Here is a 25,952-nt window from a genome sequence, read left to right as displayed (position 1 = left end):
AACACTGCAAAAATGGAATCCCGCTATTCTCTATAAAAGACTATTTCGAAGACTTCATTTTCTCATTGAACTACAGAACTCACCGGCTAAGACTAACAGACTTACAGTATATATTAAATGAATTTAATGCTTGACAAACCAGACCACCTGTCCCTCTATTCAAGCTTTTCGCTTCGGAGACTAGGCCACTGATGAGGAGAAACTATGCAAAGTGAATTTTATACTGACCTTCAGAAACGAATGTATCCAATCGCGTTATTTGGACAGCTGTTTTCGATGCTCAAAACCAAAGGCCGAACACTGGAAAGCTTTGGTTTTGAACGCCTCGATGAACAGATACTGCTCTTTTTTATGGTCCTACGTTTCATCATGGAGCGGACACTAGCCAGCGAAACATGCTTAATTGAAGACATTTCCATGTGCATTTTAGAGGGTAACCGTGAGCTGTTTCACAAACAACTTGACCTGGAACAATGTCATCGGCTAGCCGATCTGATGGTGTCTAGCATCCTGTGCAACCAGGGTATTCCCTTCAGTTTTAACCCAATCGAAAACGACGACCGCTGGAAAGTCCGTCTCAACTACCTGATTTCAGAAATCATCTATCAAAATGGCATCCCAAAAGCATCCTACAAAATGAGCGATGACGGTTTCCACTTGATGCTTTCAACTTTAGAGATGGAAGAAAACATGCAGTTACAGTTTCGCGATCTAGTCTTCGAACTGCAAATGAAAGCCGGCAACTACCCACGCGCCCTCGATGAAATCCGCCAGATTTTTCAGCTACTCAAAATCCAGGAAGTCGAAATTCAAAACAAATCTTTGTTAGCAAAAACCAACGCCGCGATGCTTGATCGCAAAAACTATCTAGAACTAAGCCAGAACACCTACAAGTTGATGGCTGATAGCCGAGAAAAATTCCAAACATACCGTAAAAATGTCACTAAGCTTACTGAAGAACTTCATCATGCCATTCAATCTGGCGCTTTTTCTGATCAAGACAGTAAGAACCTGACCGCACTTAATTCGATCAGTGGCTATCTGTCTCGCTCAATTCTTGCCCATGCCCGTATTTTGGAAGCTATTAATTCATTTTCAGCCCTATTCGATGAACAATTGCGCTTTCAGATGCGCCAGAGCTTCTACGAGCGACGTCCCTTCCGGCAAGTTATCTGGCAGAAAATCATGGATACGCCACGATCTTTAGAAAATCTGGATAGTCTGCTCCACCCTTTATTTTTCAAAGCTCCACCTAAGCAGCTTTCCCTAATCCAAGCCTTCCAGTACCAACCACTCCGAGTGAACCTTGACGACGGTTCGATTGAAGAGATCAACTCGGACTTTGATTTAGAAGAGTACGAACGTCAAAAGCAGGAAAAAGAAGATTATGTTCGTCGTATGAATCAGAAAGTCGAAGACGCCTTGATGAAGCTTGTCAAAGCACCAGACCATTTTCTGCCATTGGATGAGTGCTTCGATCTAGACCAGTTTGAATCCGTCGACCAAGCACGAGAATTGTTAGCTAGTCTAGCCTCCTTGACCACACTTGACCTGGAGCATTTATATGGATCGCGAAATGAAATTATCCTGGAAGAACAGACCACATTCTCCTTACCACTAGCAATTCTTGGCGCTATGGAAAGTCAGCTTGAATTGCAGGAATATGTAAATTTCCAGATTCAGAAGCAAGACCGCCGCATTTATTGCACTATTCCTGACGGTGAACTGGAGACAGTTATCTCCTTGGATGGCTTATTGTTGCATTTAGAAAGGAAGTTGCTTGTATGATCAATGAAATTCTTTATCAGCTTTTAAAGGAGAGACAGCTATTGGCAGTCGATCCGATGTATGTCTGGCTGATGTCCGGTACGGACCATCTCGATCAACTCGAATCAGCTGCAGCAGCTTTTGAATGCCGGCTGACTCAGACAAAAGACTGCCTGTACCTATTTCCAAGCCAAGACAACCAGTTTCTCGGCTACTCCAAAGCAGACCTAAAAGCCGTTTTGATTAAATCAAACCAAAACGATGTCCACTATTACCTATCCATGTTCGCTCTACTCGTGCTGCTCGATATGTTTTATTCCACTGAGTATGGTGGTGGTCGTGTCAGAACGTTTTTAACTTTAGCCGAATGGATGAATCGCTATTCTGATGCATTAAACAGCGGTCTAGACAACACGGACAACCCTGGAAATATCCCATATGAACGAATGGTTGATACTTACAACAACCTACTCTCCGATATGGAGCATCGCAACTCCTCCAACAACAAAGCCCATATTTTTATGACTTTGATCAAATTCTTAGAAAAACAAAAACTCATTCAGTACCTACCGGAGGATGACCAAATATATCTAACCCCACGCATTGATGCATTGATGCATGTCATTTTGTCCAGCGATGAACAACTCACCATTCTGGACTCTATCAATATAGAAAGAGATGGTGATTCTAATGCCTCTACTCAATAAAGTTCGCTTTGTTCACTTGGAGTACAACTATGGTCGCAATGTGATTTCGGACAAGATCCTTGAAATCGATGGCATCAGCACACTACTCAAGATGGAAAACGGTGGCGGAAAATCAGTGATGACCCAGATGCTTCTAGCACCCTATATTCCAACACGATTACGCAACTTTCCCAAGCGCCCGTTTGCGGATTATTTCCGGGATACAAAACCGGCCTTTATTGTCCAGGAATGGCTCAAAGATGCTGGAGCCGGCAAGTTTTGCATCGGCCTTATGGCCAGCCGCAAGATCAATCCAGATCTGGATAGTCAAGAAAAGATCAACTTGTATACCTGGATTGCTGAATACGACAAAGACGTCGAATTTTCGTTGGACAACCTAGAGCTGGTTGACTTGCAAACCAATGGTCGACGAGCTTACAAATCCTTCCAAAGTTCGAAAACAATGCTGGAAAACTTTGCTAAATCCAATCCAAATCGCTTTGCTCTTTACAATCTAACCAATTCTAGCTCCCGACAAGTCTATCTCTCCAAACTAGAAGAACTTGGCATTGATCAAGGCGAATGGATTCAGATGCGCCAGTTCAACCTGGAAGAATCTGGTCTAGCAAAATTCTGCGAAACCTACGATACTGAAATCAAGCTGCTTCGAGAAGTATTGATTCCAGCAGCCGCAGCCAAAATTGACAAAGAGACCAACATGGAAGAAGTCAACCATGTGGCACACTTTCAGGCGATGACCACCGAATTTGTCGAGCTGCAGGCCAAAAATAAAGAGAACCTGAAATCATTAGGCGAATTGATGGAATTTCAGGGCAAACTCAATAACTTTTTCACTCAGTCTTTGAGTCTTCGTGACGAATATATCGATCTTAAAGCAACTGGAGATCAGATTGATGCCTTTGCTAGAGGTATTTCCAATGCCCTAACCTCATTTTCTAGAGAAGATGAGACTCTAGACGCCCTAATCATTCAAGCAAAAAAAGATCTAGCTCATCTCGAATATGAAAAACTGTCCAAAGAATGGTATAGCTACGACACAAAACATCAAACACTCCAGGGTGAGTCCGAGAAAATCGCCAGTGAGATCAAACGAATCCAAGATGAAACAGCAGCTCTCGAACATTATCAAGGACAGTTAGCCTGTGCCGATAAATACCAGAAGATCATCGAGTACGAATCCGCCTATCAGGAATATAGTGAAAAGGCCAAAAGTGCCCAACTTCCTCATGAAGAAATCACCAAAAAGCGAGATAGCTATGGCAGCAAACTGTACGCTTTGTACTCCATGCAGCTAGAAGAAGAAACTAAACAAGTTGAAACGTCTGAAGTCCAGAAAAACGAGTTGCTAAGTGAGCAGAAGGAACTAACAAATAAGCAGAAAACGCTCAATCAATCCGTCAATACCCTCACCTCTGAACATGCTGTATACCAATCTAAAATCGACGTTTTTTTCAATGAAGAAAACAACTTTTTAGAAAAAAATAATCTGGAAATAACCCATTCACTAAGTTGGACAGATGATTATAAACTGTATGATGCCATCACGAAGCAACTTGAACAAAACGCTAACAATGCAAAAGCAAGCTATGAAGTCTTACAAGAGCAAATTGTCAAGCTAAAATTGCAAAAAAACAACTTGAATCAACAGATCCAACAAAATGAACTAGACGAGTTGACTCTGGATAACCAAATTATTGTCACTAAAGAAAAACTGACCGCCGCTAGAAAGGCTCTGAAAAACCGGAAGCAACTCTCCTTAAAACTAGGCGTTGAACCGAACAAGCTTTGGGATGCGAATTTGATGGACCATCGCTATCAGTCTCAGATTGCCCTCCATGAAGCTCATGAAGAACAAGCGATGAGCGATATTACACGCTGCAAAAACGAACTTGAAAACATGCAGACCGGAACCAGCCTGAGTCTATCAAACGAAATGAAAGATGTCTTTGCCAAGCTTGGTGTTGATTACATCACTGGTGCAATGTGGCTACGCCAGTCGCCAATGCCCCCAAAGAAAAAAGAAAAACTGGTACAGGAGTATCCCTATTTCCCATACGCACTGATCATGGATGAAGAACAAAGTGCCAAAATTCTAGAAGAATTCTCCACACGCAATCTGTATGCCAGCGAACCAATTTTCTTATGCAGTCGTGAGGTACTTTCCAATCCGTCCAAAATTGACTTTGGACATTTAAGTACTTACCTGCACTTTAATACCAACCTGATCTTCCCTTCTAAACTAGAAGAAATGAGTAAGATCCTACAGGACAAAAAGATTGGATATGAAACCCTTCTTAGTACCTATCGCAGGACTAAAAAAGAGCTGGAAGAAGACTGGAATATCGTTAAAACTGAAGGTCTAAGCCAAGAAGAACTTGAGCGGCTGGAAACCGAATACGATATTCTACAACAAAACAAAGAGGATCTGATCGAAGCCCAAGCAAACCTTACCTTCCAACTTGAGCAATGCCGAAAAATCATTAATGATCTGATGATGAAAAGCGACGATGCCAAGACTTTCTGGAATGATGAAAATGTACTCCTTGATGGATGGAAAACTATATGTACAAAATTTAAACAGGCTACAAAAGACTTTGAACTTCAAATCCAAACGCGCGCCAAGCTTACCCAGACGCTATCCGATCTGGACAATACGGACAAAATGCTTCTAGGGATGCTAAATCGCCTAATGGAAGCGGATCGTCTTCTTCAAAATGCGAAACAAGCCAAAATAAATACCTTCAATCAGGTCGGCGCCTTTGAATACTTCAAAGACTTCGAACCAGCCAAAGGAACAATAAATGAACTTCGTGCGCGCTTTGATTCACTGAGTGCAGAGCTACAAAGTTCGGAATATGGGATTTACGTTGCCGAGAGAGATAAAGCCCAATCTAAGCTAAAGGCTGCCAAAGAGCAGCTCAAAATACAAGAAAAACGTTACGGTTTCCAGGAAGAAGACTGGAATAACATTCCCTATTCTTTTGAAGCCGAACAAGAAACATATGATCAGATTAAAGCAAACAAAAAAAAGATCGATCATCTAACCCAGAAAAACCTAAAGCTGGAAAAAGATATTTCAAAATTAGAAGGGCAAATCGAGACCCTCGAAAACCATATGGAAGAAACCTGTGGCACTCGCGTTCCGCTTGAAGCCAAAGAATGTCGTCAGGGAGATCTAGGTAGTCTAATTCAGAAAGCCAAAGAAGACCAAGATACTTTGACGATTTCCAAGGATGAGTTAAAAACCAAGACCACACACTTTGAACAAGTTCTTGGCTCCGTCCGGGCAGAAGCTAACGAAGTCTCCTCGCTAACCCGCTTTGTGCAAATTCCTACCGATGAAACTGACAATATCGTTCATTTCGAAGCAATTGACGTGCAAAAGTGGACTACAGAAAAACTCGACAACGAGCATACCGCCTTAATAACTTCCAGCCATCACCGGCAAAGTACTGCTCAAAAAATGAATAATGATCTGAGTCTTGCGATTACTAAAGTCAAAGAAGAATATCGCAAAAAAATGGCTATCTGTTTCCAACTGTTAGAATCTATTCTACCGTTGCTCGTAAACCCGTATGCGCTTCCTGATGAGCTTAAGCTAAAGCAAAAACTCTTACAAAACTTAATCGACAAAACCGAAGAAGACCTAAAACTGCTTAAAGACAACCGCCATGCACTGATTAACACTCTAATGGACTATATGTCCTTGCTGCATCAAAACCTCAAAGCCATCGATCAGGATACGACCATTGAGATTGGTAATGTTACTCGCAAAATGCTGTCCATCGAAGTAAAAGAATGGGATGAGATAGAACCAGGAGTAAAAGGCAAGATGGAAGAATACCTCGATCAGTTGCTTGTCGCTATCGAAAAAAATCCAGAAAACCAGATCCCTCTCATTAAGCAGAACATCTACGCCCCAGCTCTCTATGAAAATTTGATCGGTATTGTCAACATCCCAATCCGTTTATACAAAATAGAAGAAAACAACCAAGTTAAAATTGCTTGGCACGAAGCTGGTAAACTGTCGGGTGCCGAAGGCTTCTTATGTGCTTTTGTAGTTGTCAGTGCCCTACTCAACTTCCAACGCAAAGACCACTTCTCTGCTATCTATGGCAAACGAAGCGGACATGTTCTGCTACTAGACAACCCATTTGCTTACGTGCAGTCCGGCCATATTATTCAGGCACTAGTGAACCTTTGTAAAGTCACAAATACTCAGCTAGTTGCCTTCTCCAATGTTGGCAACGCAGAAGTACTAAATGCCTTCAAAAATATATATACCCTGCGCCTGATTACCAACTTCGATGAAAAAAATCATCTAGATGTGGTCCATACCCGAGTACCACAAGAACATCAAAACAGTTCTGTCGAACCCGTTCAGATTCGGATTTATGACAGAAACGAACAGCTCAGCCTATTCAAAAACGAGGAGAATGAATAAAGTCAATCCTTAAGTAAATTGAAATCGGTAATTGGACGAATTCTGATTCGTCTTCATGCTAAAGTTAAGCGCACCAATATTGCTATTTAAAATGTGTCACTGTCGGTACATCTTTTTACACTCCTTCGATTATTTCGAAAATCCCAGAAACTAAATATTCCGGAACTTGATGAATTCATTTATCGTAGTTCCGGATTTTTTAGAAACTGTATGTTATTCCATACACTATCGTCAACTTTGGATAGATTAACTTAACTATTTAGAGATGCCTGGCAGCGACTCTCATGGAGTTTTAAACATTTTTGTAAATAAACTAATCAAGTAGAAATTCATGTCCCGTTATCCACTTAAGTAAACAAAATGAGGAGACGATTTCGAAAATAAGCATGAATGAAACATATTGATTCTCTCAATCTTTTTAGAAATATGATTTACGTAAAATTATTTTTCTTTTTAACGAACTAAAAGTAAAAAAACCTCACTCAATAGTGAGGCGATCGTGTACATTTAGAGAGCCTAAGGAGTAACGTACTTACTATACGCTTAAGATCTACTTACTTTACTCAGGTCTTATCTCTACGTACAGTATACACATGAATAATTCCTAAACAAATATTTCACTTAGAAAAACTTATCCGTTTCTCCTTTGCGATCCGGAAAGTAAGCTATCGAAAAAAAATTTTTGTCCAATGTTTGAAGGACATTTTCGATCATTTCGCGATGTTCCTGGCTCATAAAGGCAGTATTAGCGATTAAATCGGCAATTTGAATAGAATATTCATGAGCAGAATTTCTATATTCAACCGTAAAAGAGAAATTTTTAAAAACAAAGCATGTTGATAGATAACTTTGAAGATCGTTCAATTCACAGCTCTTAACACTCCGGTTATCGCAGAACACATGAAATATAATTGATTCGTTTGATTCATCAACCAAAGGTAAGATCACATCATCAAACAATACTTTGACACCATAATTATAAAATATATTCTCCCCTTCGATCGCTTTGCACAAATTTTTCTTATCAAAAACTATCCCAATGCCACGAAAATCATTATTTTGTTGGAGTACATCAAACAATGCTATTTTTTGAGTTTCATCCATTTTACATGCCTTTAATTCATCGTCTGGATTCATACCATATGTTTCTTTAATTTTTTTATTGGCACGTTTATATGAAGACTTTATTTTTTGCAGAGCTTCCTTGCCGCAACAAAAGCCACCTATTGCATAGTACCGATTTCGAGAGTTTTTATGGATATTACCTGATTCATCAAGATAGACCATGATATGTTTTCCCTGACCATTATTTTGAGTCATGATATCTCTCCAATCATTTTATTTATATCATTTAATTCAAATAATACATCATAGGCGTTCTTATTAAAATCAGTTCTCCGCTTTACAAAACGGTATAATCAATCTCATAATTTTTTCAATAAAAAAACTGCCTTGATCAAGGCAGTTTTTCTTTGTCCAGCGGCTTCCTATTTTCGCATTCACTATCGTCGGCGCTAGATGGCTTAACTTCTGAGTTCGAAATGGGATCAGGTGTGACCCATCCGCTATCGCCACTGTACTATTGAATTGTTCCATCGATCTTTCAAAAACGAAGACCAGTATTTACATAACTGTTACAGTTACCTTTTTTCTTATACTCTCGAATCTTAGATGAAGCTTTCGACCGATTAGTACTGGTCAACTCCATGAATCACTTCACTTCCATTCCCAGCCTATCACCTTATCGTCTTTAAGGGGTCTTATTTACCGCAGATCTTATCTTGGGGTTGGTTTCGCACTTAGATGCTTTCAGCGCTTATCCATTCCCTACTTAGCTACCCGGCTATGCCATTGGCATGACAACCGATGCACCAGTGGTAGGTCCATCCCGGTCCTCTCGTACTAAGGACAGCTCCCCTCAGATCTCCTTCGCCCACAACAGATAGGGACCGAACTGTCTCACGACGTTCTGAACCCAGCTCGCGTACCGCTTTAATGGGCGGACAGCCCAACCCTTGGAACCGAATCCAGCTCCAGGATGCGATGAGCCGACATCGAGGTGCCAAACCCCGCCGTCGATGTGAACTCTTGGGCGGGATCAGCCTGTTATCCCCAGGGTAGCTTTTATCCGTTGAGCGACGGCCCTTCCATTCGGCACCGCCGGATCACTAATCCCGACTTTCGTCCCTGCTCCACTTGTCGGTGTCGCAGTCAAGCGCGCTTCTGCATTTACACTCTTTGTCTGGTTTCCATCCAGACTGAACGCACCTTTGGGCGCCTCCGTTACTCTTTAGGAGGCGACCGCCCCAGTCAAACTGCCCACCTGGCACTGTCTGTGACTTTCGTCTACGTTAGGGGTTCAAATCATCAAGGGCGGTATCCCAACGGCGGCTCCTTAGAAACTAGCGTTCCTATCTCTTTGCCTCCCGCCTATCCTGTACATGATCATCCAAAACCCAATACCAGGCTGCAGTAAAGCTCCATGGGGTCTTTCCGTCTAGTTGCGGGTAACCTGCATTTTCACAGGTACTAAGATTTCACCGAGTCTGCTGCCGAGACAGCGCCCAAATCGTTTCACCTTTCGTGCGGGTCAGAACTTACCTGACAAGGAATTTCGCTACCTTAGGACCGTTATAGTTACGGCCGCCGTTCACTGGGGCTTCGGACCACTGCTTTGTCTTGCGACGAACAGATCCCCTTAACCTTCCAGCACCGGGCAGGTGTCACCCCATATACTTCGCCTTACGGCTTTGCATAGAGCTGTGTTTTAGTTAAACAGTCGCTTGGGCCTTTTCACTGCGGCTCTCTCGAGCGCCCCTTCTTGCGAACGTACGGGGCCATTTTGCCGAGTTCCTTGGCAACAGTTCTCTCGCTCACCTTCGTATTCTCTACGTGCCCACCTGTGTCGGTTTTGGTACGGGCCGCAATAAAGTTAACGCTAGAAGCTTTTCTTGAAAGCCGCTCCATGTGCTTCACTACTTTCCGAAGATTTCGTTTACCGTTCACGCTCTGTACATCTTGATCCGGATTTGCCTAGATCTGTACTGCTTCGCTTCGCCCCCAATCCATTAAGGGGGTCACACTTCCCGTCTTTGTCACTCCATCGCCTTTATCACGGGTACAGGAATCTTCGCCTGTTTTCCATCTGCTTCGCCTCTCGGCTATGCATTAGGTCCCGACTAACCCAGGGCGGACGAACCTTCCCCTGGAATCCTTGGGCTTTCGGTGTGCAGGATTCCCACCTGCATCTCGCTACTCACACCGGCATTCTCACTTCCATATCCTCCACAGACTCTCACGATCCTGCTTCGATGAATATGCAACGCTCCCCTACCACTTAATATCAAATTAAATCCGCGGCTTCGGCAGATGACTTAGCCCCGGTACATTTTCGGCGCAGAGCCACTCGACTAGTGAGCTATTACGCACTCTTTCAAGGATGGCTGCTTCTAAGCCAACCTCCTAGTTGTCCGTGCATCTCCACATCCTTTTCCACTGAGTCATCATTTTGGGGCCTTAGCCGGCGGTCTGGGCTGTTTCCCTCTTGAGCATGGACCTTATCACCCACGCTCTGACTGCCAACTATTGACTGACGGCATTCGCAGTTTGATTCCATTCAGTACCCCGGGATGGGGCCATCATGAATTCAGTGCTCTACCTCCGCCAGCTTTCCATTAACGCTAGCCCTAAAGCTATTTCGGGGAGAACCAGCTATCTCCGAGTTCGATTGGAATTTCTCCGCTAGCCACAGGTCATCCGCTAACTTTTCAACGGTAGTCGGTTCGGTCCTCCACAAAGTTTCACCTTTGCTTCAACCTGCCCATGGCTAGATCACCCGGTTTCGGGTCTACTTCTGTCTACTCTATTCGCCCTATTCAGACTCGCTTTCGCTTCGGCTTCGCATTTTCCTGCTTAACCTCGCATCCAAAAGTAACTCGCCGGTTCATTCTACAAAAGGCACGCCATCACCCTTTGACGGGCTCTGACTTCTTGTAGGCATACGGTTTCAGGTTCTCTTTCACTCCGCTTGCGCGGTTCTTTTCACCTTTCCCTCACGGTACTTCTTCACTATCGCTCACTCTTACTTATTTAGCCTTGGCGGATGGTCCCGCCTGCTTCCGACAAGATTTCTCGTGTCTCGTCGTACTCAGGAGACGCTAACGACTCGGTTCGCTTACCTATACGGGAATTTCACCCTCTTTGTCTGTGCTTTCCATCACATTCTAGTTCACTTACCTTTTGTATCTCGCGTTCCTACAACCCCGTATTTCTACGGTTTGGGCTCTTTCCCTTTCGCTCGCCGCTACTCGGAAAATCACTTTTGTTTTCTTTTCCTCCAGCTACTTAGATGTTTCAGTTCACCGGGTTGTTCTCCATACAAGTATGGATGACTGGACTTGACTCCAGCCGGGTTCCCCCATTCGGATATTCATGGATCGGCGCTTTTTTGACAGCTCCCCATGACTTTTCGCAGTCTAATACGTCCTTCTTCATTCAAGAGTGGCAAGGCATCCTCCGTACGCCCTTCCTTGCTTGATCTAATTTCAAAATATGCTTGTTTCGAGATTGTTTTTTACACTATAAGAACTGTTTACTGTTTTTCTGACTTGGTTTATCTTTTCTGATTACCTTCGTAATGTTTTCTACAACTTACGTCAGACCTTCTGTTATGTCTTATACTGATCATTCGTTTTTCAAAGATCGATGGTTGATGATCAAGGCCTCCCTCTCTCACCTTGGAAGATCGCTCTTCCAAAACTCAATGACAAACTCACTTAACTCTTCCCTTGTACTTTCTCCTTAGAAAGGAGGTGATCCATCCCCACGTTCCCGTAGGGATACCTTGTTACGACTTAACCCCAGTCATCGGTCCCGCCTTCGACGACTCACTCCCTTACGGGTTATGCCATCGGCTTCGGGCGTTACCGGCTTCCATGGTTTGACGGGCGGTGTGTACAAGGCCCGGGAACGTATTCACCGCGGCATGCTGATCCGCGATTACTAGCGATTCCAACTTCATGAAGTCGAGTTGCAGACTTCAATCCGAACTGGGACATCTTTTCTCGGATTGGCTTGCCTTCACAGGTTCGCTTCCGTCTGTAGATGCCATTGTAGTACGTGTGTAGCCCAGGCCATAAGGGGCATGATGATTTGACGTCATCCCCGCCTTCCTCCGGTTTGTCACCGGCAGTCTGATGTGAGTCCTCAACTGAATGGTAGTAACACATCACGAGGGTTGCGCTCGTTGCCAGACTTAACTGAACATCTCACGACACGAGCTGACGACAACCATGCACCACCTGTCACCGAGATAACCTCTAACATATCTCTATGTCTTTGCTCGGGATGTCAAGGCCTGGTAAGGTTCTTCGCGTTGCTTCGAATTAAACCACATACTCCACCGCTTGTGCGGGCCCCCGTCAATTCCTTTGAGTTTCACACTTGCGTGCATACTCCCCAGGCGGAGGAGTCATTGCGTTAGCTTCGGCACCGAGGTACTACCCCCGACACCTGCTCCTCATCGTTTAGGGCGTGGACTACTAGGGTATCTAATCCTATTTGCTCCCCACGCTTTCGTGCCTGAGCGTCAGTTACAGGCCAGGCGGCCGCCTTCGCCACTGGTGTTCTTCCACATCTCTACGCATTTTACCGCTACACGTGGAGTTCCACCGCCCTCTCCTGTCCTCGAGCATACCAGTTTCCAAAGCCTGTACAGGTTGAGCCCGTACCTTTCACTTCAGACTTGATATGCCGCCTGCGCACCCTTTACGCCCAATCATTCCGGATAACGCTCGCCACCTACGTATTACCGCGGCTGCTGGCACGTAGTTAGCCGTGACTTTCTGGCGAGGTACCATCAAAAGAGAATCATTCCCTCTTCTCTTCCTTTTTCCCTCGCAACAGAGCTTTACGATCCGAAGACCTTCTTCACCCACGCGGCATTGCTCGTTCAGGCTTGCGCCCATTGACGAAAATTCCCTACTGCTGCCTCCCGTAGGAGTCTGGGCCGTGTCTCAGTCCCAGTGTGGCCGATCGCCCTCTCAGGCCGGCTATGCATCATCGCCTTGGTGAGCTGTTACCTCACCAACTAGCTAATGCACCGCAGATCCATCCATCCCCTAAGCCAAAGCTTATTTCAAAAATTTAAGATGCCTTAAATCTTCCTATGGGGTTTTAGACTTCGTTTCCAAAGCGTATCCCCCGGGTATGGGCAGGTTATCTACGTGTTACTCACCCGTTCGCCACTAGCTACCGAAGTAGCTCGTTCGACTTGCATGTATTAGGCATGCCGCCAGCGTTCATCCTGAGCCAGGATCAAACTCTCCATTTGATATTGACTCAAACGCATTTGCGTTTATTTATTTCGTGAAATGATATATTGAAGTATATTAAGTGTTTTTGTTCAGAATCGACGTTGTATAATTTTTATCGAATTTGAATTGTCTGTCATTGAGTTTTCAAAGAGCCATCTGTTTTCAACCGGCTACCCGGTCAAAAAGCTTGTTTACTATACCGCTTGAGATTTGGATTGTCAACTCGAAATTTGAATTTCTTTATTTCGTGTTGTTTTCCAAGTCTTTGTCGGTGCCCTCACTTGCTTGCCGCTCGGTGAGTGCTCGACTATTCAACCACATATCCCATCTCTTTGCAAGCATATTTTTTAAAAAAATTTCACTTTTTTTTGCATATTTCATCACCATAATTTGATTGACTTATACTGAGTAGAATGTATCCGTTTTCTATATCAATTCCACGAAAAAACGAGTTAATCCTTGACCTGTTTTTTCTCTTTTTTAGATCTTGTTGCAACTTCTTTTCTTCCGTTTTTAAAAAAAAGAATTCTTTATACAAAGAATTCCTCTATGTTTTTCGATTCAAAATTTTTTCCATTAAACATTTCTAGCGTTTTAAATCCGATTTGTTTTGCCAGATCTAAACAAATTTGCATGCCATAATCTAAATATTCTTTATCATGACAATCTGTATTGATTAAAATTTTTCCATTTGCTTCATAGATCAACTTCAAAAGTTCAATACTTGGATAAGGGGAATTGCGATATTCTCTTGCCATTGCTCCTGAATTCATTTCAAAAATCTTACCTGCTTTGACTAACTGTTCTATCGCGATTTTCGCATAGCTTAAAATCTTAGGATCATCAAAGCAATAATACGTTTGGTCCTCATTATATTTCGCAATCAGATCTAAATGACCAATAATTTGGATATTGGGATTTTGCGCTTGCCTTTCAATTGCTAAATAATAATCTTTGGCCAAAGCATTGATATCGTTTTGATATCCTTCTTTCAGCATTTCATCAAATTGTTCTTGTGAGTAATCGATCGGATAAATTTTCCCATTGTGCTCAAGGTAATGAACGCTGCCAATCACATAATCAAAATCTTCGACATTTTCAATTGGCGCCATGCTATCTTCTTCAATTCCTAAATATATTTTTAATCCATTCGGTGCTTGTTGTTGGGCCTGTCGGACGTCTTGTATGTATTGCTTTGTTTTTTCTGGCGTCATAGAGCTATCGTCTTTTGCATAATAACCATGTCCAGAAAAGCCTAAGATCGTAAATCCTCGTTCTTGTGCTTTTTGTACAATTTCATCAATTGCATATTTACCATCATCATATTGAGAATGGGTATGTAAATTTTGTTTGATCATGATGCTATTCCTCATCTTTTTTAATGTATACCCTAATTTATTCTGTTGATTTGTCCTAGAGAAAAAGTTCTGAAATTGCCATCCAAATCAGAACTTTTCATTGCATCTTTAATTTTTAGAGCTCAAATCCTTTTTCTTTCGCTAACGCATTTCTTTGTTGTTTGGCAACTTCTAAGATCTTAGCGACTTTTAAGGAGTGTTCTTTGCAAGATTGATACATCTCTTCGTTATGTTGATCAATTGCATCTGCGAAGTCTTTGAATTCATAACTCATATGCAAGCCTTGATCGATTGAAATTTGTTCAACGTTTGAAGTTTGGTTTTCTTGTAATGGCGGAATAAACTCTACATCTTGCATACGACCAGTCGAACCATTCGAAATTTTAAATGTTCCTGATTCTCCTTGAATATAGCCTAAGTAGTCGGAAGAACTATCTTTAGATCCAATACAAGTTATGTTTTTATCTTCATATAACAACATTAATGTGCCTGATGTATCGATCCCATTCCATCCTAGCAAAGGATAATAATGAATTTCTTTTGGTTGGCCAAATAATCCTACCGCCAAATGGATATTGTAAATATTGATATCTAATAGTGCGCCTCCATCCATCTTTGGATCAAAGACATTTTCAACTGTATGCTCCATGTATTTTGCATAGCGTCTTGAGTATTGAGAGAAGTTAAATAGGCACTGGCGAACTTTTCCCGCTTTATTCAAATGTTCTTTCAGTAATTTGTAGTTTGCTGTATGAACATTCGTGATCGCTTCAAAAATCATCACTCCATTTTCTTGGGCAATTTGAAACAATTCTTCTGTTTGTTCTAAATTTGGTGTAAATGGTTTTTCGAGAATGACATTTTTCTTTGCTAAAAGTGCTTTTTTAGCTTGTGGATAATGTAGAGAATTGGGAGAAGCAATATAAATTGTATCGATATTAGGATCTGCAAACATTTGATCTAAATCGTCATATGCGCATTTTACATTGTGTTTTTGCGCGAATGCTTTCGCTTTTTCCATTGTTCGCGAATAGACTGCTAATGTTTCGATATTCTCTATTTCAGCGAAAGATTGATATGCCAAATCTACAATTGATCCACTTCCAATTGTTGCAAGTTTCATCCGACTCTTCCTCCTTATTTTGATTGTTTTCTACTTCTTATTTAATCACGTTTCATCCGCTTTACCTATAAAAAACAACCAGGCTAGCGCATGTTGATCATGCCCATTCCTGGTTGTTTTCTATTGATTTGATCTATTTACCGTTTATGCATATGTTTGCATTCCGGATCTATATTTTCTTCTTGTTTATTTTCTTTGATGGAATCACGCATTTTTCGGGAGTTATTCCAATGCGCTACATTAATTGCCTTGGCGCGTTTCGATGGTTTCTTTTCTTCCACTTCCCGATAAATTCTAAACGCCACACCATCTTCGGTATTCATACCTTGCACTTTGTATTCATTGGCGGCAACGACTTTTGATACGATAGAAAGACCTAAGCCGAATTTTCCACCTTCACCCATAATGAATGGTTTAAATAAAGAATCGATTCTGCTTTCATCCATTTTTGGGCCATCGTTTGAAATACAAAGTTCATTTTCATGCACTTCGATTTTGATATACGTTTTTGCATAACGGAAGGCGTTTTGAAGGATGTTTTCGATACAAACCCGCCAAGATTCAAACAAGCCATCAAAATAAACTTCTTCTACGTCCGTAATCAATTGAATTTCTGGGCGAATGACTTTGGCGTTTAAAACAACTTCTTCTACGACGTCTTTCATGTTGGTTGTAACGCCTTCTGAATCCGAAGACACTAAGTATTCCACACGGTTCATATATAAAAGGGAGTGTACTTTGTCTTCAAGACGTTTGGCATTATCCAAAATGACATCAACACTACTTTCCAAATCACCATATGGATAGATTCCATCTTTAATGGATTCAGAATATGACTTAATTGTTGCAATTGGCGTTTTTAAGTCATGCGAAATGTTATGAATCATTTCTTCTTTTGCTTTTTCTTGTTTAGCAAGTTCCGCTGTTAAGGTCTGCAGTTCTTTGGCCACATCCCCAATTTCATCATCTCGACAAATATATAAATCGACATCTTTGCCCTCTTTAATTTGCGCAATATACGATTTGATCTGATTCAATGGGCGAATGATTTGGAATACCCAAAGCAACAAGATGATCAACAACATAAAGAAGACGATCACAATTACATAAATCGTCGAATCCATCAAGGTTGATCGGAGTTGTTGGGCATAGGCATCATCTGTATAGGAAACAAGAACAGCATCCATACCTTCAACGGTAATCGGGGTAAATCGACAATAATACATGTGACTATTAAAGGACACTTCTTTTTGTTCCGTTGGTCGATCCTGTTCAAGCATCTCTCTTGCTTCTGTAATGACACCATCAACAATCATCCCTTTTGGTGGATTGTGAATATCAGATGCACAAACAATATCGGCACCTTGTTTAGTCACAACAGCTGTTGAGATTTTGCGATCGATCGTTAAATAACCAAACAATTCGCGATCATGTATAGGGCTTTTCCCCACTTCTAAAGCACTAACGATTGGCTTTTGTTTTTCCTCAAGTGTCGTATAGATTTGTTGCGAAATTGTTTCGTTAATATTTCCTGAGAGGAAAAAACTAAAAAACAACATTAAAAACACAACCATCATCAAGATCAAAACCATGATCTGCTGAGTCAGGGTCAGTTTTTTAAATGTGTTTTGTAAAGGCATTTTCATAATCTACCCCAAACGATAGCCATAACCATAGATTGTATGGATATTGAGTTTTGGCAGTTTTTTACGCAAACGACGTAATGTGTCATCGACAACACGGTCGCTACCAAAGTAGTTTTCATCCCAAACAATTTCTAAAATCTTTTCACGAGAGAACGCAAATCCTTTATTTTTGATAAACATCATCAATAAGTCGAATTCTTTTGTCGTCAATTCGATTTCTTCTTGATCAGAATAAACTTTACGTTGTTCCTCATCGAGTTCATAACCATCAATAAAGATTCGATTATTCGTATCTTTATAAGCCCGTTTAATTAAATTGTTGACGCGTAAAACGAGTTCTTTTGGTGAAAATGGTTTTGTGATGTAATCATCGCAACCTTTTTCCAAGCCGATAATTCGGTCAAATTCTTTATCTCGCGCTGACATAAAGATAATTGGCGTATCGGCATTGCTTTGCCGAATTTCCTCTAATAAGTCAAAACCAGATTTATCATCGAGCATGATATCTAAAATCCAAAGATGAACATCATCTTGGGTGTGTACACTTGCTTCTTCGTAGGTATAATACGAATTTACATCGTATCCTTCTTTACGAAGATATTGAGCAACTAAATTGTTAATGTCTTTTTCATCTTCAACGATATTAATGATTCGTTTCATTGGAAATCTCCTTTGTGTCTTCCTTACTTCCAGGCATGAAAGCCACTATTCTAGTAGAGTTGTAAGTTCACTTCATTCACTTTCCTTTTTATTATATCGAATAAAATTAAAGCTAAACGAATACTTATGACATAAACACTACATTAAATTGTTAGTGATTGAATTCTGCTTTCTTTAAGCAGCATATCCTTTTTTATAAATTAAGTCGGTAACCATGTGAACACAGTCTTCACAAAGTCTTTGCGTCGCTGCTTCTACCATAACGCGAATTAATGGTTCTGTTCCACTCGGACGAACGAGAATACGTCCTTCTTCCCCTAAAAATTGGGCCACTTCATCAATTTTAGCTTGGATGTCTTCATCGTGTAACACAATGTTTTTATCTTTAACTTGTACATTTTCTAATAGTTGTGGATAAATGTATAAACCATTCGCCAATTCTTCGAGAGATTTTCCAGTTTCCTTCATTACATGCAACAAGCGCAATGCACTAAATAATCCATCTCCTGTCACTTCATCTTTGTAGAAAATAATATGACCAGATTGTTCTCCACCAAGGCTATAGTCATGTTTCATCATTTCTTCTAAAACATATTTATCGCCGACTGGGGTTTGGATATAATCGATGTTATTTTTTTGGAACGCTTTATATAAGCCTAAGTTTGCCATAACTGTAGTCACAACGATGTTTTGATTCAGTTTATTTTGTTCATGCATATGGAGACCTAAAATATAAAGAATATAATCCCCGTTGATTAATCGTCCTTTTGCATCAACGGCAATTAAACGATCGGCATCCCCATCAAACGCCAATCCAATATCGCATTGATTTTCAATGACGAAACGTTGTAACCCTTCTGGGTGCGTTGATCCTGCTTTTAAGTTAATGTTGACTCCATTTGGGCTAGCATTAATCGCATCGACGGTTGCCCCTAAGGCATCTAATGTTTCTACTGCTGTTGAACAAGCAGAACCATTGGCCAAGTCAACAGCAATATGCATACCGCTTAAATCCATCGAATTTGTTTTCTTCAACCATGAAATATAAAGCTCAAGTCCTGTTTCCCAGTCAAAATATTCCCCAACTCTTTCTCCAGTTGCGAGTTCGATCTGACTTTTTCCATCGATGTAGTCTTCGATCTGTAACAAAATATCTTCTGGCATTTTAATGCCTTCGTGATTGAAAATTTTAATTCCGTTATCATAGAACGGGTTATGTGATGCAGAAACCATGATTCCGCAATCAAAGTCTTCTTCGCTAACTAAATATGAAATTGCCGGCGTCGGACAAATCCCTAACAAGTACACATTTGCACCTGTGCTGACTGCACCAGCTGCTAAACCCAGTTCAAACATGGATCCGGATAAACGTGTATCGCGGCCAATTAAAATTTTGGCATGTGTCTTAGACTTTGAATAATACCAACCTAGCCATTGGCCAATACGCACAGCCATATCTAAAGTAAGTTGTTCGTTTGCACGACCTCTTACTCCATCCGTTCCAAAATATTTTCCCATTTTGTAAATCTCCTTTTAAATAAAATAAGCGCCTGTCTGGATGATCCATCGAGGCGCTAGTGATTCAAACCATCTATCATTTCATCATTCTTAAACGTACGAAGAATAATGGTTGCCTCGTCAAATATAAAATTATCTGTTTCAACAACCTTATTGTACTGGAAACGTTGTATTTCCAATAATCATTTTCTTTTTCGCACCGAAATGAATTGAAGAATCCTTATTTTGATTCTGTGATTGAAGATTTTGGTTTGTCTGTCTCTTTATTGTTATCTTTACTTGTTGATTCGTGATTGTTTTGCACCAGCGTCACTGTCGCAGTGACCGTTTCTGGTGAAATAGAAACATTCACTTGTTTTCCCGATCCATCATAAGCAACGAGTGGAACTTCCGCTACAAATTCGCCTTCATAACTCGATGTATCCACGATTGCCCGAATTGAACGAATTGAATTGAGCTTGTCGCGTGTCGCCCGAACGGTAACTGAGCGTGACGATAAAGCTGGCTCATTGTAGGCATTCGGTGATTGCCCATTCCCGACAATTAAATCTGGCGATATAAAGAATGTCTTTGTATATTTTTTGGCCAATGTTGCTTGTACAGTTTCCGGATTCACTTTTACCGTAAGCCCGGTCGGTAATCCTGATACTTCAAGTGTGACATCACTTGTTCCTTCTGAAAGTTGTCGTAAATCAGCGGTAATCGAAGCCGAGTTTTGCGTACGAACAAGTTGAATGTCAGCCGTATCTCCTTCGATGGTGATGTCTGCGACACTTGGCACGCCGGTCACTTCAAAGGCATTGGTATCGACAAATACCTCTACTGGAATATTGGGCATATTCAATGTCACTGAATCGTTTTTAAAAAGTCTACCTTGCAAATCGCTATAGTTAATGGAAATACACATAGCTAGCGCAAAGATAAAAGAGAATAGCAAAGAAAGTCGATTATCATAAATAATTCGATCAAATAGTTTTGAAATTCGCCCTAAAAGAGAACGAACGATCAAGCCTAATGATTGAAATAATTTTCCGAAAAAACCATGGGGTTTAGTATCCACGACCTTCACCTCCACTCTTCTTCTTTTTTTTGTTTGAATCTTGTTTTTTCTGAATTCGTGAGCTGCTACCTAATGCTGAATCAGGTAATAAGTTCAACACCGATAAAGGTCTAATTCGATCATCCTTCTTTTCTTCCTTGTTCCGACTTCCTCTTGCAAATGAATTGGATAAAGAACGAGCGGAATCTAATACTGGTTGGAAGACTGAAGATCTATTTTCAGTTGGTTGGATTAATCGACTCGCTAAATAACGATATAAACTTTCTGGTGTATATTGCGTCAAAGTTCCTTTTTGGGCGATCGAAATATTGCCTGTTTCTTCGGATACGATCAAAGTAATCGAATCACTCACTTCAGAAATCCCGACCGCAGCACGATGTCGTGCTCCATATTTCGATGGCAAATCTTTTGCGGTAGATGGATAGTATGCCGCAGCACAAGCGATTTTATCGCCAACAATAATAACCGCCCCATCATGCATTGGCGTTCCGTATTGGAAAATCGTCTCTAATAGTTCCGCTGTAACATCCGAATCCATTTTGATTCCTGTTTTGGCATATTCTTCTAGAGACTGTCCCATCTGCAAGGAAATCAAAGCTCCCGTTTTTGTTTTTGCCATGTCACTGACTGCTTTCACGAGCTCTTCGACCATTTTTTTCATTCGCTCAACTGGTAAATTCGGTACAAAGTTCGCATTTGTTTTTCCGACTTGTTCAAGAATCGATCGGATTTCCGGTTGTAAAACGATTAAAATCACGATAATTCCCCATCGCAAGAAGAAATCCAATAAATAACCAATCGTCTTTAATTGGAATACATCAATTAATGCTTTAAACAGCAATAATGCTAAAATTCCTTTTACGATTTGAATCGTTCGGCTGTTATCACGAACAAGGCGAACACCAGTGTAAACCAGCGCAGTTAATATAGAAACGTCAAGAACCAAACGTAAAAGCAGGATAATATCCTGAAAATCCATACAATCCCTTCTTTCTGTTTGATGACTTGATTCATATATTCAATCTAGCGACTCATTGCAAATGCGATGTAGTCTGCCACACTATCATACTCATAATGAGCAGCCTCTTTGACATTAGTATGTGCCATAGAAACTGCTGCAGAGTTTTCGCATGCTTCTAACATCGGTACATCATTATGAGAATCCCCGATGCAATATACATCATCATCATTTACACTTGCATAAGCACTAATAAAATCAATTCCCGTTGCTTTATCGACTCCTTTTGGCACGATATCGACAACGAAATTATTGGCAAACGCAGTCACGATCTCACCAAAATGAGCGTTTAAGTTTTTTGCGAGTTCTACTGTCGATTCAGGGGTTGTACAAGAGTACACAATTTGGGCAAAGCGTCCAGAATCCATAATTTCTTCTTCTGTCCAGTCTGGTTGTAGATTTGCATAGCGATGTTCTTCTAAATTTGGATGAACTTCTACTTTGTGACGATTTACACCATCATTAACGGTATAAGAAACAACGTCAGGCATCTCGTGGGAAACATACATCAAGTCGATTGCCATAATATTATCTAAAGTTGTTTCTAATAAGATTTCGCCTTTGTCATCAAAAACCATTCCGCCATTATTCGTTACTAAATAGTCTACTTGAATATTGTTTTCTTCTAATTCACGCGTGATGGATTGTTTTGATCTGCCGGTTACAATCGCAAATAAATTTCCTGCTTTTCTCCATTCTTGGATTGCTTTTACATCTTTTTCTTGAACAGAATCACCAAATTTTAATGTTCCGTCATAATCTGTAGCAAGTAGCTTCATAAGGTCCTCTTTCTATTATCTTTTGCAGTTAATTAGATAGTTATTTCTAGTCCATGATACCATAGAAATCCGCTGATTTGATAAATAAAACCAATTCTATCCCCGTGTAAAATCCTCCCTTTTTTTGTCTTTTTTTCATCACCTTAAAGACGTGATTTCCATACTCATTTTGCCTTGAAAACAAAAGGTTAAACCGATCTTTTTAATCTATATTTGATCGATTAAAATAAAAACAATACAGAATCAAACCGCATTTTATGTACTGATCCATCGCTTTAAAATCCAGCTAAGGAGGTCATTCAAATGAGCCAAAAAGAAAGAATGGAAAAAGGAGTTTGGTATGATGCAAACTTTGATTTAGAGTTATCCAAGCTTCGTGACAAAGCAGAAGATCTTTGTTTTCAATTCAACCAGATTAAGCCAAGCCAAAAGCGCTCTCGACAAGCAATCTTGAATAAACTCTTCTCTCATGTAGGTCAAGACGTGACCATACTTAGTCCCATATATGCGGACTATGGATATCGAACAAGTATTGGCAAGGGTACCTTTATTAACCACGATGCCTACTTTATGGATGGTGGAAAAATCACAATCGGTCGTCATTGTTTTATCGGCCCGCGTTGTGGTCTCTATACTGCAAACCATCCTTTGATCTATCAAGAGCGAAACCAAGGCTACGAAATCGCTTTACCCATCGTGATCGAAGACAATGTTTGGATCGGTGGCGATGTCACGATATTACCGGGCGTGACAATTGGTGAAGGCAGTGTAATTGGTGCTAAAAGTTTAGTGAACAAAGATATCCCTGCTCATGTCGTTGCTGTTGGCAACCCTTGTCGCATTCTGCGTAAAATCACAAAAGACGATAGCATCCGTGATCTTTGTGAACTCTAAGGCATTTTTTAGGCGGATTTTTCTTTTAAATCACCATTCCTAAAGCAAAGACTTACAAATCTCGATCAATGCCTGCTATATTGACAACGAGGTATCTGCTAATGAAATTTAAAGATCTGAAAGATTATCATGCCTACTATGTCATGACAGTTGTTTTCCTTGTCTCCTGCTTCATTTTTAAAAGCATGGTGTTCTTCCCTCTTGGCTGTTGCTTTTTATGTATTGGCGTTGCCAAACAATTAGTCGATGAAGGAAAACTTCCGGGACGAAAAGGAAACACATCATCAAACAACGATGATTCCAAAAAATCATAAAAATTGCGGCAGCATCCTTTTGGGGCACTGCCGCTTATTTTTATGCAAATGATTCAATCAAAATCGTATTTTTCTTTAAAAAACTTTTCTATTCATCGTCGTCAGATTGTTCAATCAAACTATCGGATTGTTTATACATCACTCTATTCATTTTTAAAGGTGTATTCGTTGCCCCTTCGACTTTGCGTACTTTTAAACCTAATTTTTTCTTTTGTGCACGCGATAACGGAACACGCATGGAATGATTCAGTTCCACTTCATCTTTATAAATTCCTGTTAAATATTTACTATTGACCAAATACGAAATATGCACACGCATAAATCCATATTTTGCGAATTCTTCTTCTAAATCTGCCAAATACAAACGGCCATGGAATTCCCCTTTGCGAGTATGGAAATGAACAAATTTTCCCACTTTTTCCAAATAGTAAATGTCTTCGATCGGAATATCGATTTTCACCCCTTGGAAACTGAGCGGATAACATTCTTTTTGCCGCATCTGTTCTTTGAGCTGACTTTCGATATAAATCATATCTTGTTTTAAATTATATTTTGAGATGTAGAGTACTCGACGGCGGTGCTCCGTGGCCTGTTTATGCGCTGGATCTTGGCATAAATAGACAAACAAAGCTGAAGGATTATCGTGCACAAAAACACTTTCCAAACGTGGCGTCTGGAACATTTCATCAAAGAAAAAGATTTGATACTCTTCTTCTTTCATCGCTTTGGCAAGTAATGATGCTTTATAAAAGTGTCTAAACGTCCAGTCAATATTATTAAAAAAGCCTGCGAGCTGAAAAACGATCTCTTTGGTTTCTTTTTCATGTTCAAGAATTGCGATTTTAACCATGAAACCCCTTCCTCTCTTAAAAGAAATGAATGTATTGACTCTATCTTAATCTATTTTAATTACTTTCCGAAACATTCATGGTTCTTTTTCGCAAAGAAAAAAAGAGAAGCTAAATCACTTCTCTTCGAATTCTTGCTCCTAATGCCGTTAGTTTTTCGACAAGTTTGTCATAACCACGGTCAATATGCTTAATTTCATGGATTTCTGTTACCCCATCAGCCATTAAGCCGGCGATGACTAATGCAGCTCCACAACGTAAATCCGTTGCTGTTACTGATGCACCATGTAATGGTGTTGGCCCACTAATATAAGCCGTTGCACCTTTGACAAAAGTGTTCGCTCCCATTTGATTTAATTCTGCACAGTGTTTAAAACGTTCGACATAAATTTGTTCTGTCACGCTCGAGCAACCATCTGTCTTCGTCAATAAAGCCGTGAATGGTTGTTGCACATCTGTTGCAAATCCTGGGTAAGCTTTTGTGGTAATGTCTGTTGGTTTCAACAATTTATCTGGCTCATTACCGAAAACATGAATCGTATCCCCTTCACGAGTTAAGTTAATGCCGATTTCTTCTAATTTAGAAGTGATCGCCTCTAAGTGTTGTGGGATGACATTCGTGATTTTCATATCATCTGCCATTGCTGCAGCAATCAAGATATATGTCGCTGCTTCAATACGGTCCGGAATAATTTCATGAACACAGCCTTTCAGCTCTTCGACACCATCGATGACTAAAGTACTCGTTCCCATACCATGAATGCGGGCACCCATTTTATTTAAGAGTGTCGCAATATCGATGATTTCTGGTTCACGAGCTGCGTTATCGATGATTGTCCGTCCTTTAGCATAAACGGCTGCCATCATGATGTTGATTGTTGCCCCAACAGAAGAAATATCCAAGAAAATACGTGCCCCTTTTAAGCCGTCTTTTGGTGCTTGTAATAAAGTACAATCTCCTGGATAGCTAATTTTTGCGCCAAGTGCTTCAAACCCTTTGATATGTAAGTCAATTGGACGAGGTCCTAAATAACATCCACCTGGGCTTTTGATCATGCATTTTCCATATTTTCCTAAAAGAGCACCCATGAAATAGTAGGAAGCACGCAGCTTTTGCACCGCATCCCCTAATAATGGAACATCCATCATTTCGGATGGATCGATCACTAGCGTTTCTTCATCCACGCGTGTGACTTTTACGCCAAGCTCTTCTAATAGTTCAATCAATGCCTCAACATCAGAGATTTGTGGTACCCCATAAATCGTTACTTTTTCTGTTCCTAAAACAGCAGCAGGAATTAATGCAACTGTCGAGTTCTTACTTCCGGAAATCCGAACTGTTCCGTTTAAGCGAACGCCACCTTCAATTTTTATGACTTCTTCCATGTTCGTTTCTCCTCTCGAAAATACGTCTTTTCTAATTTTCATTCAAAAATCCTTGTGATTAACACATTAACAAGTTCTTGTTGATTATTCTTGAAGACGTACGAAAAAAATTATAC

Annotated in this window: 16 protein-coding genes and 3 rRNA genes; 5 read left to right on the top strand and 14 right to left on the bottom strand. The window is 40.7% G+C overall.

The window, feature by feature from the left end; all coding sequences use genetic code 11:
- The first annotated feature begins 204 nt into the window (after positions 1 to 204).
- The 3 genes from ALLST_RS0101600 to ALLST_RS0101590 are packed head-to-tail and all read left to right on the top strand — an operon-like array spanning position 205 to position 6,918.
- A complete protein-coding gene (locus ALLST_RS0101600) occupies positions 205 to 1,788 on the top strand; it encodes a hypothetical protein (protein ID WP_019892235.1) in 1,584 nt (527 codons plus the stop codon).
- Positions 1,785 to 2,474, top strand: a complete 690-nt coding sequence (locus tag ALLST_RS0101595; RefSeq protein WP_019892233.1) for a DUF6063 family protein — start codon at positions 1,785 to 1,787, stop codon at positions 2,472 to 2,474. The genes ALLST_RS0101600 and ALLST_RS0101595 overlap by 4 nt, the downstream gene beginning before the upstream one ends.
- The gene (locus ALLST_RS0101590; protein ID WP_019892232.1) at positions 2,458 to 6,918 is read left to right on the top strand and encodes a coiled-coil domain-containing protein; all 4,461 of its coding nucleotides are present in this window, start codon (positions 2,458 to 2,460) and stop codon (positions 6,916 to 6,918) included. Before ALLST_RS0101595 ends, ALLST_RS0101590 begins: the two co-directional genes overlap by 17 nt.
- Positions 6,919 to 7,539: 621 nt before the next feature.
- Here ALLST_RS0101590 and ALLST_RS0101585 read toward each other — a convergent pair.
- The 12 genes from ALLST_RS0101585 to ALLST_RS0101525 all read right to left on the bottom strand — a co-directional run bounded on the left by ALLST_RS0101585 (position 7,540) and on the right by ALLST_RS0101525 (position 22,394).
- Complete coding sequence (locus tag ALLST_RS0101585; protein WP_019892231.1) at positions 7,540 to 8,238, bottom strand: DUF3800 domain-containing protein; 699 nt, start codon at positions 8,236 to 8,238, stop codon at positions 7,540 to 7,542.
- A gap of 154 nt (positions 8,239 to 8,392) precedes the next feature.
- Positions 8,393 to 8,497 (bottom strand): 5S ribosomal RNA (rrf, locus tag ALLST_RS0101580).
- Positions 8,498 to 8,586: 89 nt separating this feature from the next.
- Positions 8,587 to 11,457: ribosomal RNA gene (locus ALLST_RS0101575) — 23S ribosomal RNA — on the bottom strand.
- 265 nt (positions 11,458 to 11,722) lie between these two features.
- Positions 11,723 to 13,249 (bottom strand): 16S ribosomal RNA (locus ALLST_RS09735).
- Together the 16S, 23S and 5S rRNA genes form the textbook arrangement of a ribosomal RNA operon.
- A 513-nt stretch (positions 13,250 to 13,762) precedes the next feature.
- Positions 13,763 to 14,590, bottom strand: coding sequence for a histidinol-phosphatase HisJ family protein (locus tag ALLST_RS0101560; RefSeq protein ID WP_019892229.1), 828 nt, complete (start codon positions 14,588 to 14,590; stop codon positions 13,763 to 13,765).
- Positions 14,591 to 14,705: 115 nt separating this feature from the next.
- Positions 14,706 to 15,713 carry a Gfo/Idh/MocA family protein gene (locus ALLST_RS0101555; protein ID WP_019892227.1) on the bottom strand — a complete coding sequence of 336 codons (1,008 nt, stop codon included), beginning with the start codon at positions 15,711 to 15,713 and terminating at the stop codon, positions 14,706 to 14,708.
- Between the two features lie 137 nt (positions 15,714 to 15,850).
- Positions 15,851 to 17,359, bottom strand: a complete 1,509-nt coding sequence (locus ALLST_RS0101550) for a HAMP domain-containing sensor histidine kinase (protein ID WP_019892225.1) — start codon at positions 17,357 to 17,359, stop codon at positions 15,851 to 15,853.
- Positions 17,360 to 17,362: 3 nt separating this feature from the next.
- On the bottom strand, positions 17,363 to 18,019 hold the full coding sequence (locus ALLST_RS0101545) for a response regulator transcription factor (protein ID WP_019892223.1): 657 nt from the start codon (positions 18,017 to 18,019) through the stop codon (positions 17,363 to 17,365).
- A gap of 174 nt (positions 18,020 to 18,193) precedes the next feature.
- Entirely contained in the window at positions 18,194 to 19,537 is a 1,344-nt protein-coding gene (glmM, locus tag ALLST_RS0101540; protein WP_019892222.1) for a phosphoglucosamine mutase, read from the bottom strand.
- A gap of 220 nt (positions 19,538 to 19,757) precedes the next feature.
- Entirely contained in the window at positions 19,758 to 20,597 is an 840-nt protein-coding gene (locus ALLST_RS0101535) for a CdaR family protein (protein WP_019892220.1), read from the bottom strand.
- Positions 20,587 to 21,576, bottom strand: coding sequence for a diadenylate cyclase CdaA (gene cdaA / locus ALLST_RS09730; RefSeq protein ID WP_019892219.1), 990 nt, complete (start codon positions 21,574 to 21,576; stop codon positions 20,587 to 20,589). Before cdaA ends, ALLST_RS0101535 begins: the two co-directional genes overlap by 11 nt.
- 44 nt (positions 21,577 to 21,620) lie before the next feature.
- A complete protein-coding gene (locus ALLST_RS0101525) occupies positions 21,621 to 22,394 on the bottom strand; it encodes a Cof-type HAD-IIB family hydrolase (protein ID WP_019892218.1) in 774 nt (257 codons plus the stop codon).
- A 303-nt stretch (positions 22,395 to 22,697) separates the two neighbouring features.
- Between ALLST_RS0101525 and ALLST_RS0101520 the strand changes: the two genes are divergently transcribed.
- Positions 22,698 to 23,288, top strand: a complete 591-nt coding sequence (locus tag ALLST_RS0101520; protein ID WP_019892217.1) for a sugar O-acetyltransferase — start codon at positions 22,698 to 22,700, stop codon at positions 23,286 to 23,288.
- Between the two features lie 101 nt (positions 23,289 to 23,389).
- On the top strand, positions 23,390 to 23,602 hold the full coding sequence (locus tag ALLST_RS0101515) for a hypothetical protein (protein WP_019892216.1): 213 nt from the start codon (positions 23,390 to 23,392) through the stop codon (positions 23,600 to 23,602).
- An 88-nt stretch (positions 23,603 to 23,690) separates the two neighbouring features.
- On the opposite strand, the gene ALLST_RS0101510 is transcribed toward ALLST_RS0101515, so the two are convergent.
- Together ALLST_RS0101510 and ALLST_RS0101505 are read right to left on the bottom strand one after the other, a co-directional pair.
- Positions 23,691 to 24,452: a LytTR family DNA-binding domain-containing protein gene (locus tag ALLST_RS0101510; RefSeq protein WP_019892215.1), complete on the bottom strand. Its 762-nt coding sequence runs from the start codon at positions 24,450 to 24,452 to the stop codon at positions 23,691 to 23,693.
- A gap of 109 nt (positions 24,453 to 24,561) precedes the next feature.
- Positions 24,562 to 25,836: a UDP-N-acetylglucosamine 1-carboxyvinyltransferase gene (locus ALLST_RS0101505; RefSeq protein ID WP_019892214.1), complete on the bottom strand. Its 1,275-nt coding sequence runs from the start codon at positions 25,834 to 25,836 to the stop codon at positions 24,562 to 24,564.
- Between the last annotated feature and the right edge of the window lie 116 nt (positions 25,837 to 25,952).

The sequence above is a fragment of the Allobaculum stercoricanis DSM 13633 genome (genome assembly GCF_000384195.1).
Taxonomy (GTDB): domain Bacteria; phylum Bacillota_I; class Bacilli_A; order Erysipelotrichales; family Erysipelotrichaceae; genus Allobaculum; species Allobaculum stercoricanis.
Note: the sequence above shows the minus strand (reverse complement) of the source record. Positions and strands in the feature narration are given on the sequence as shown.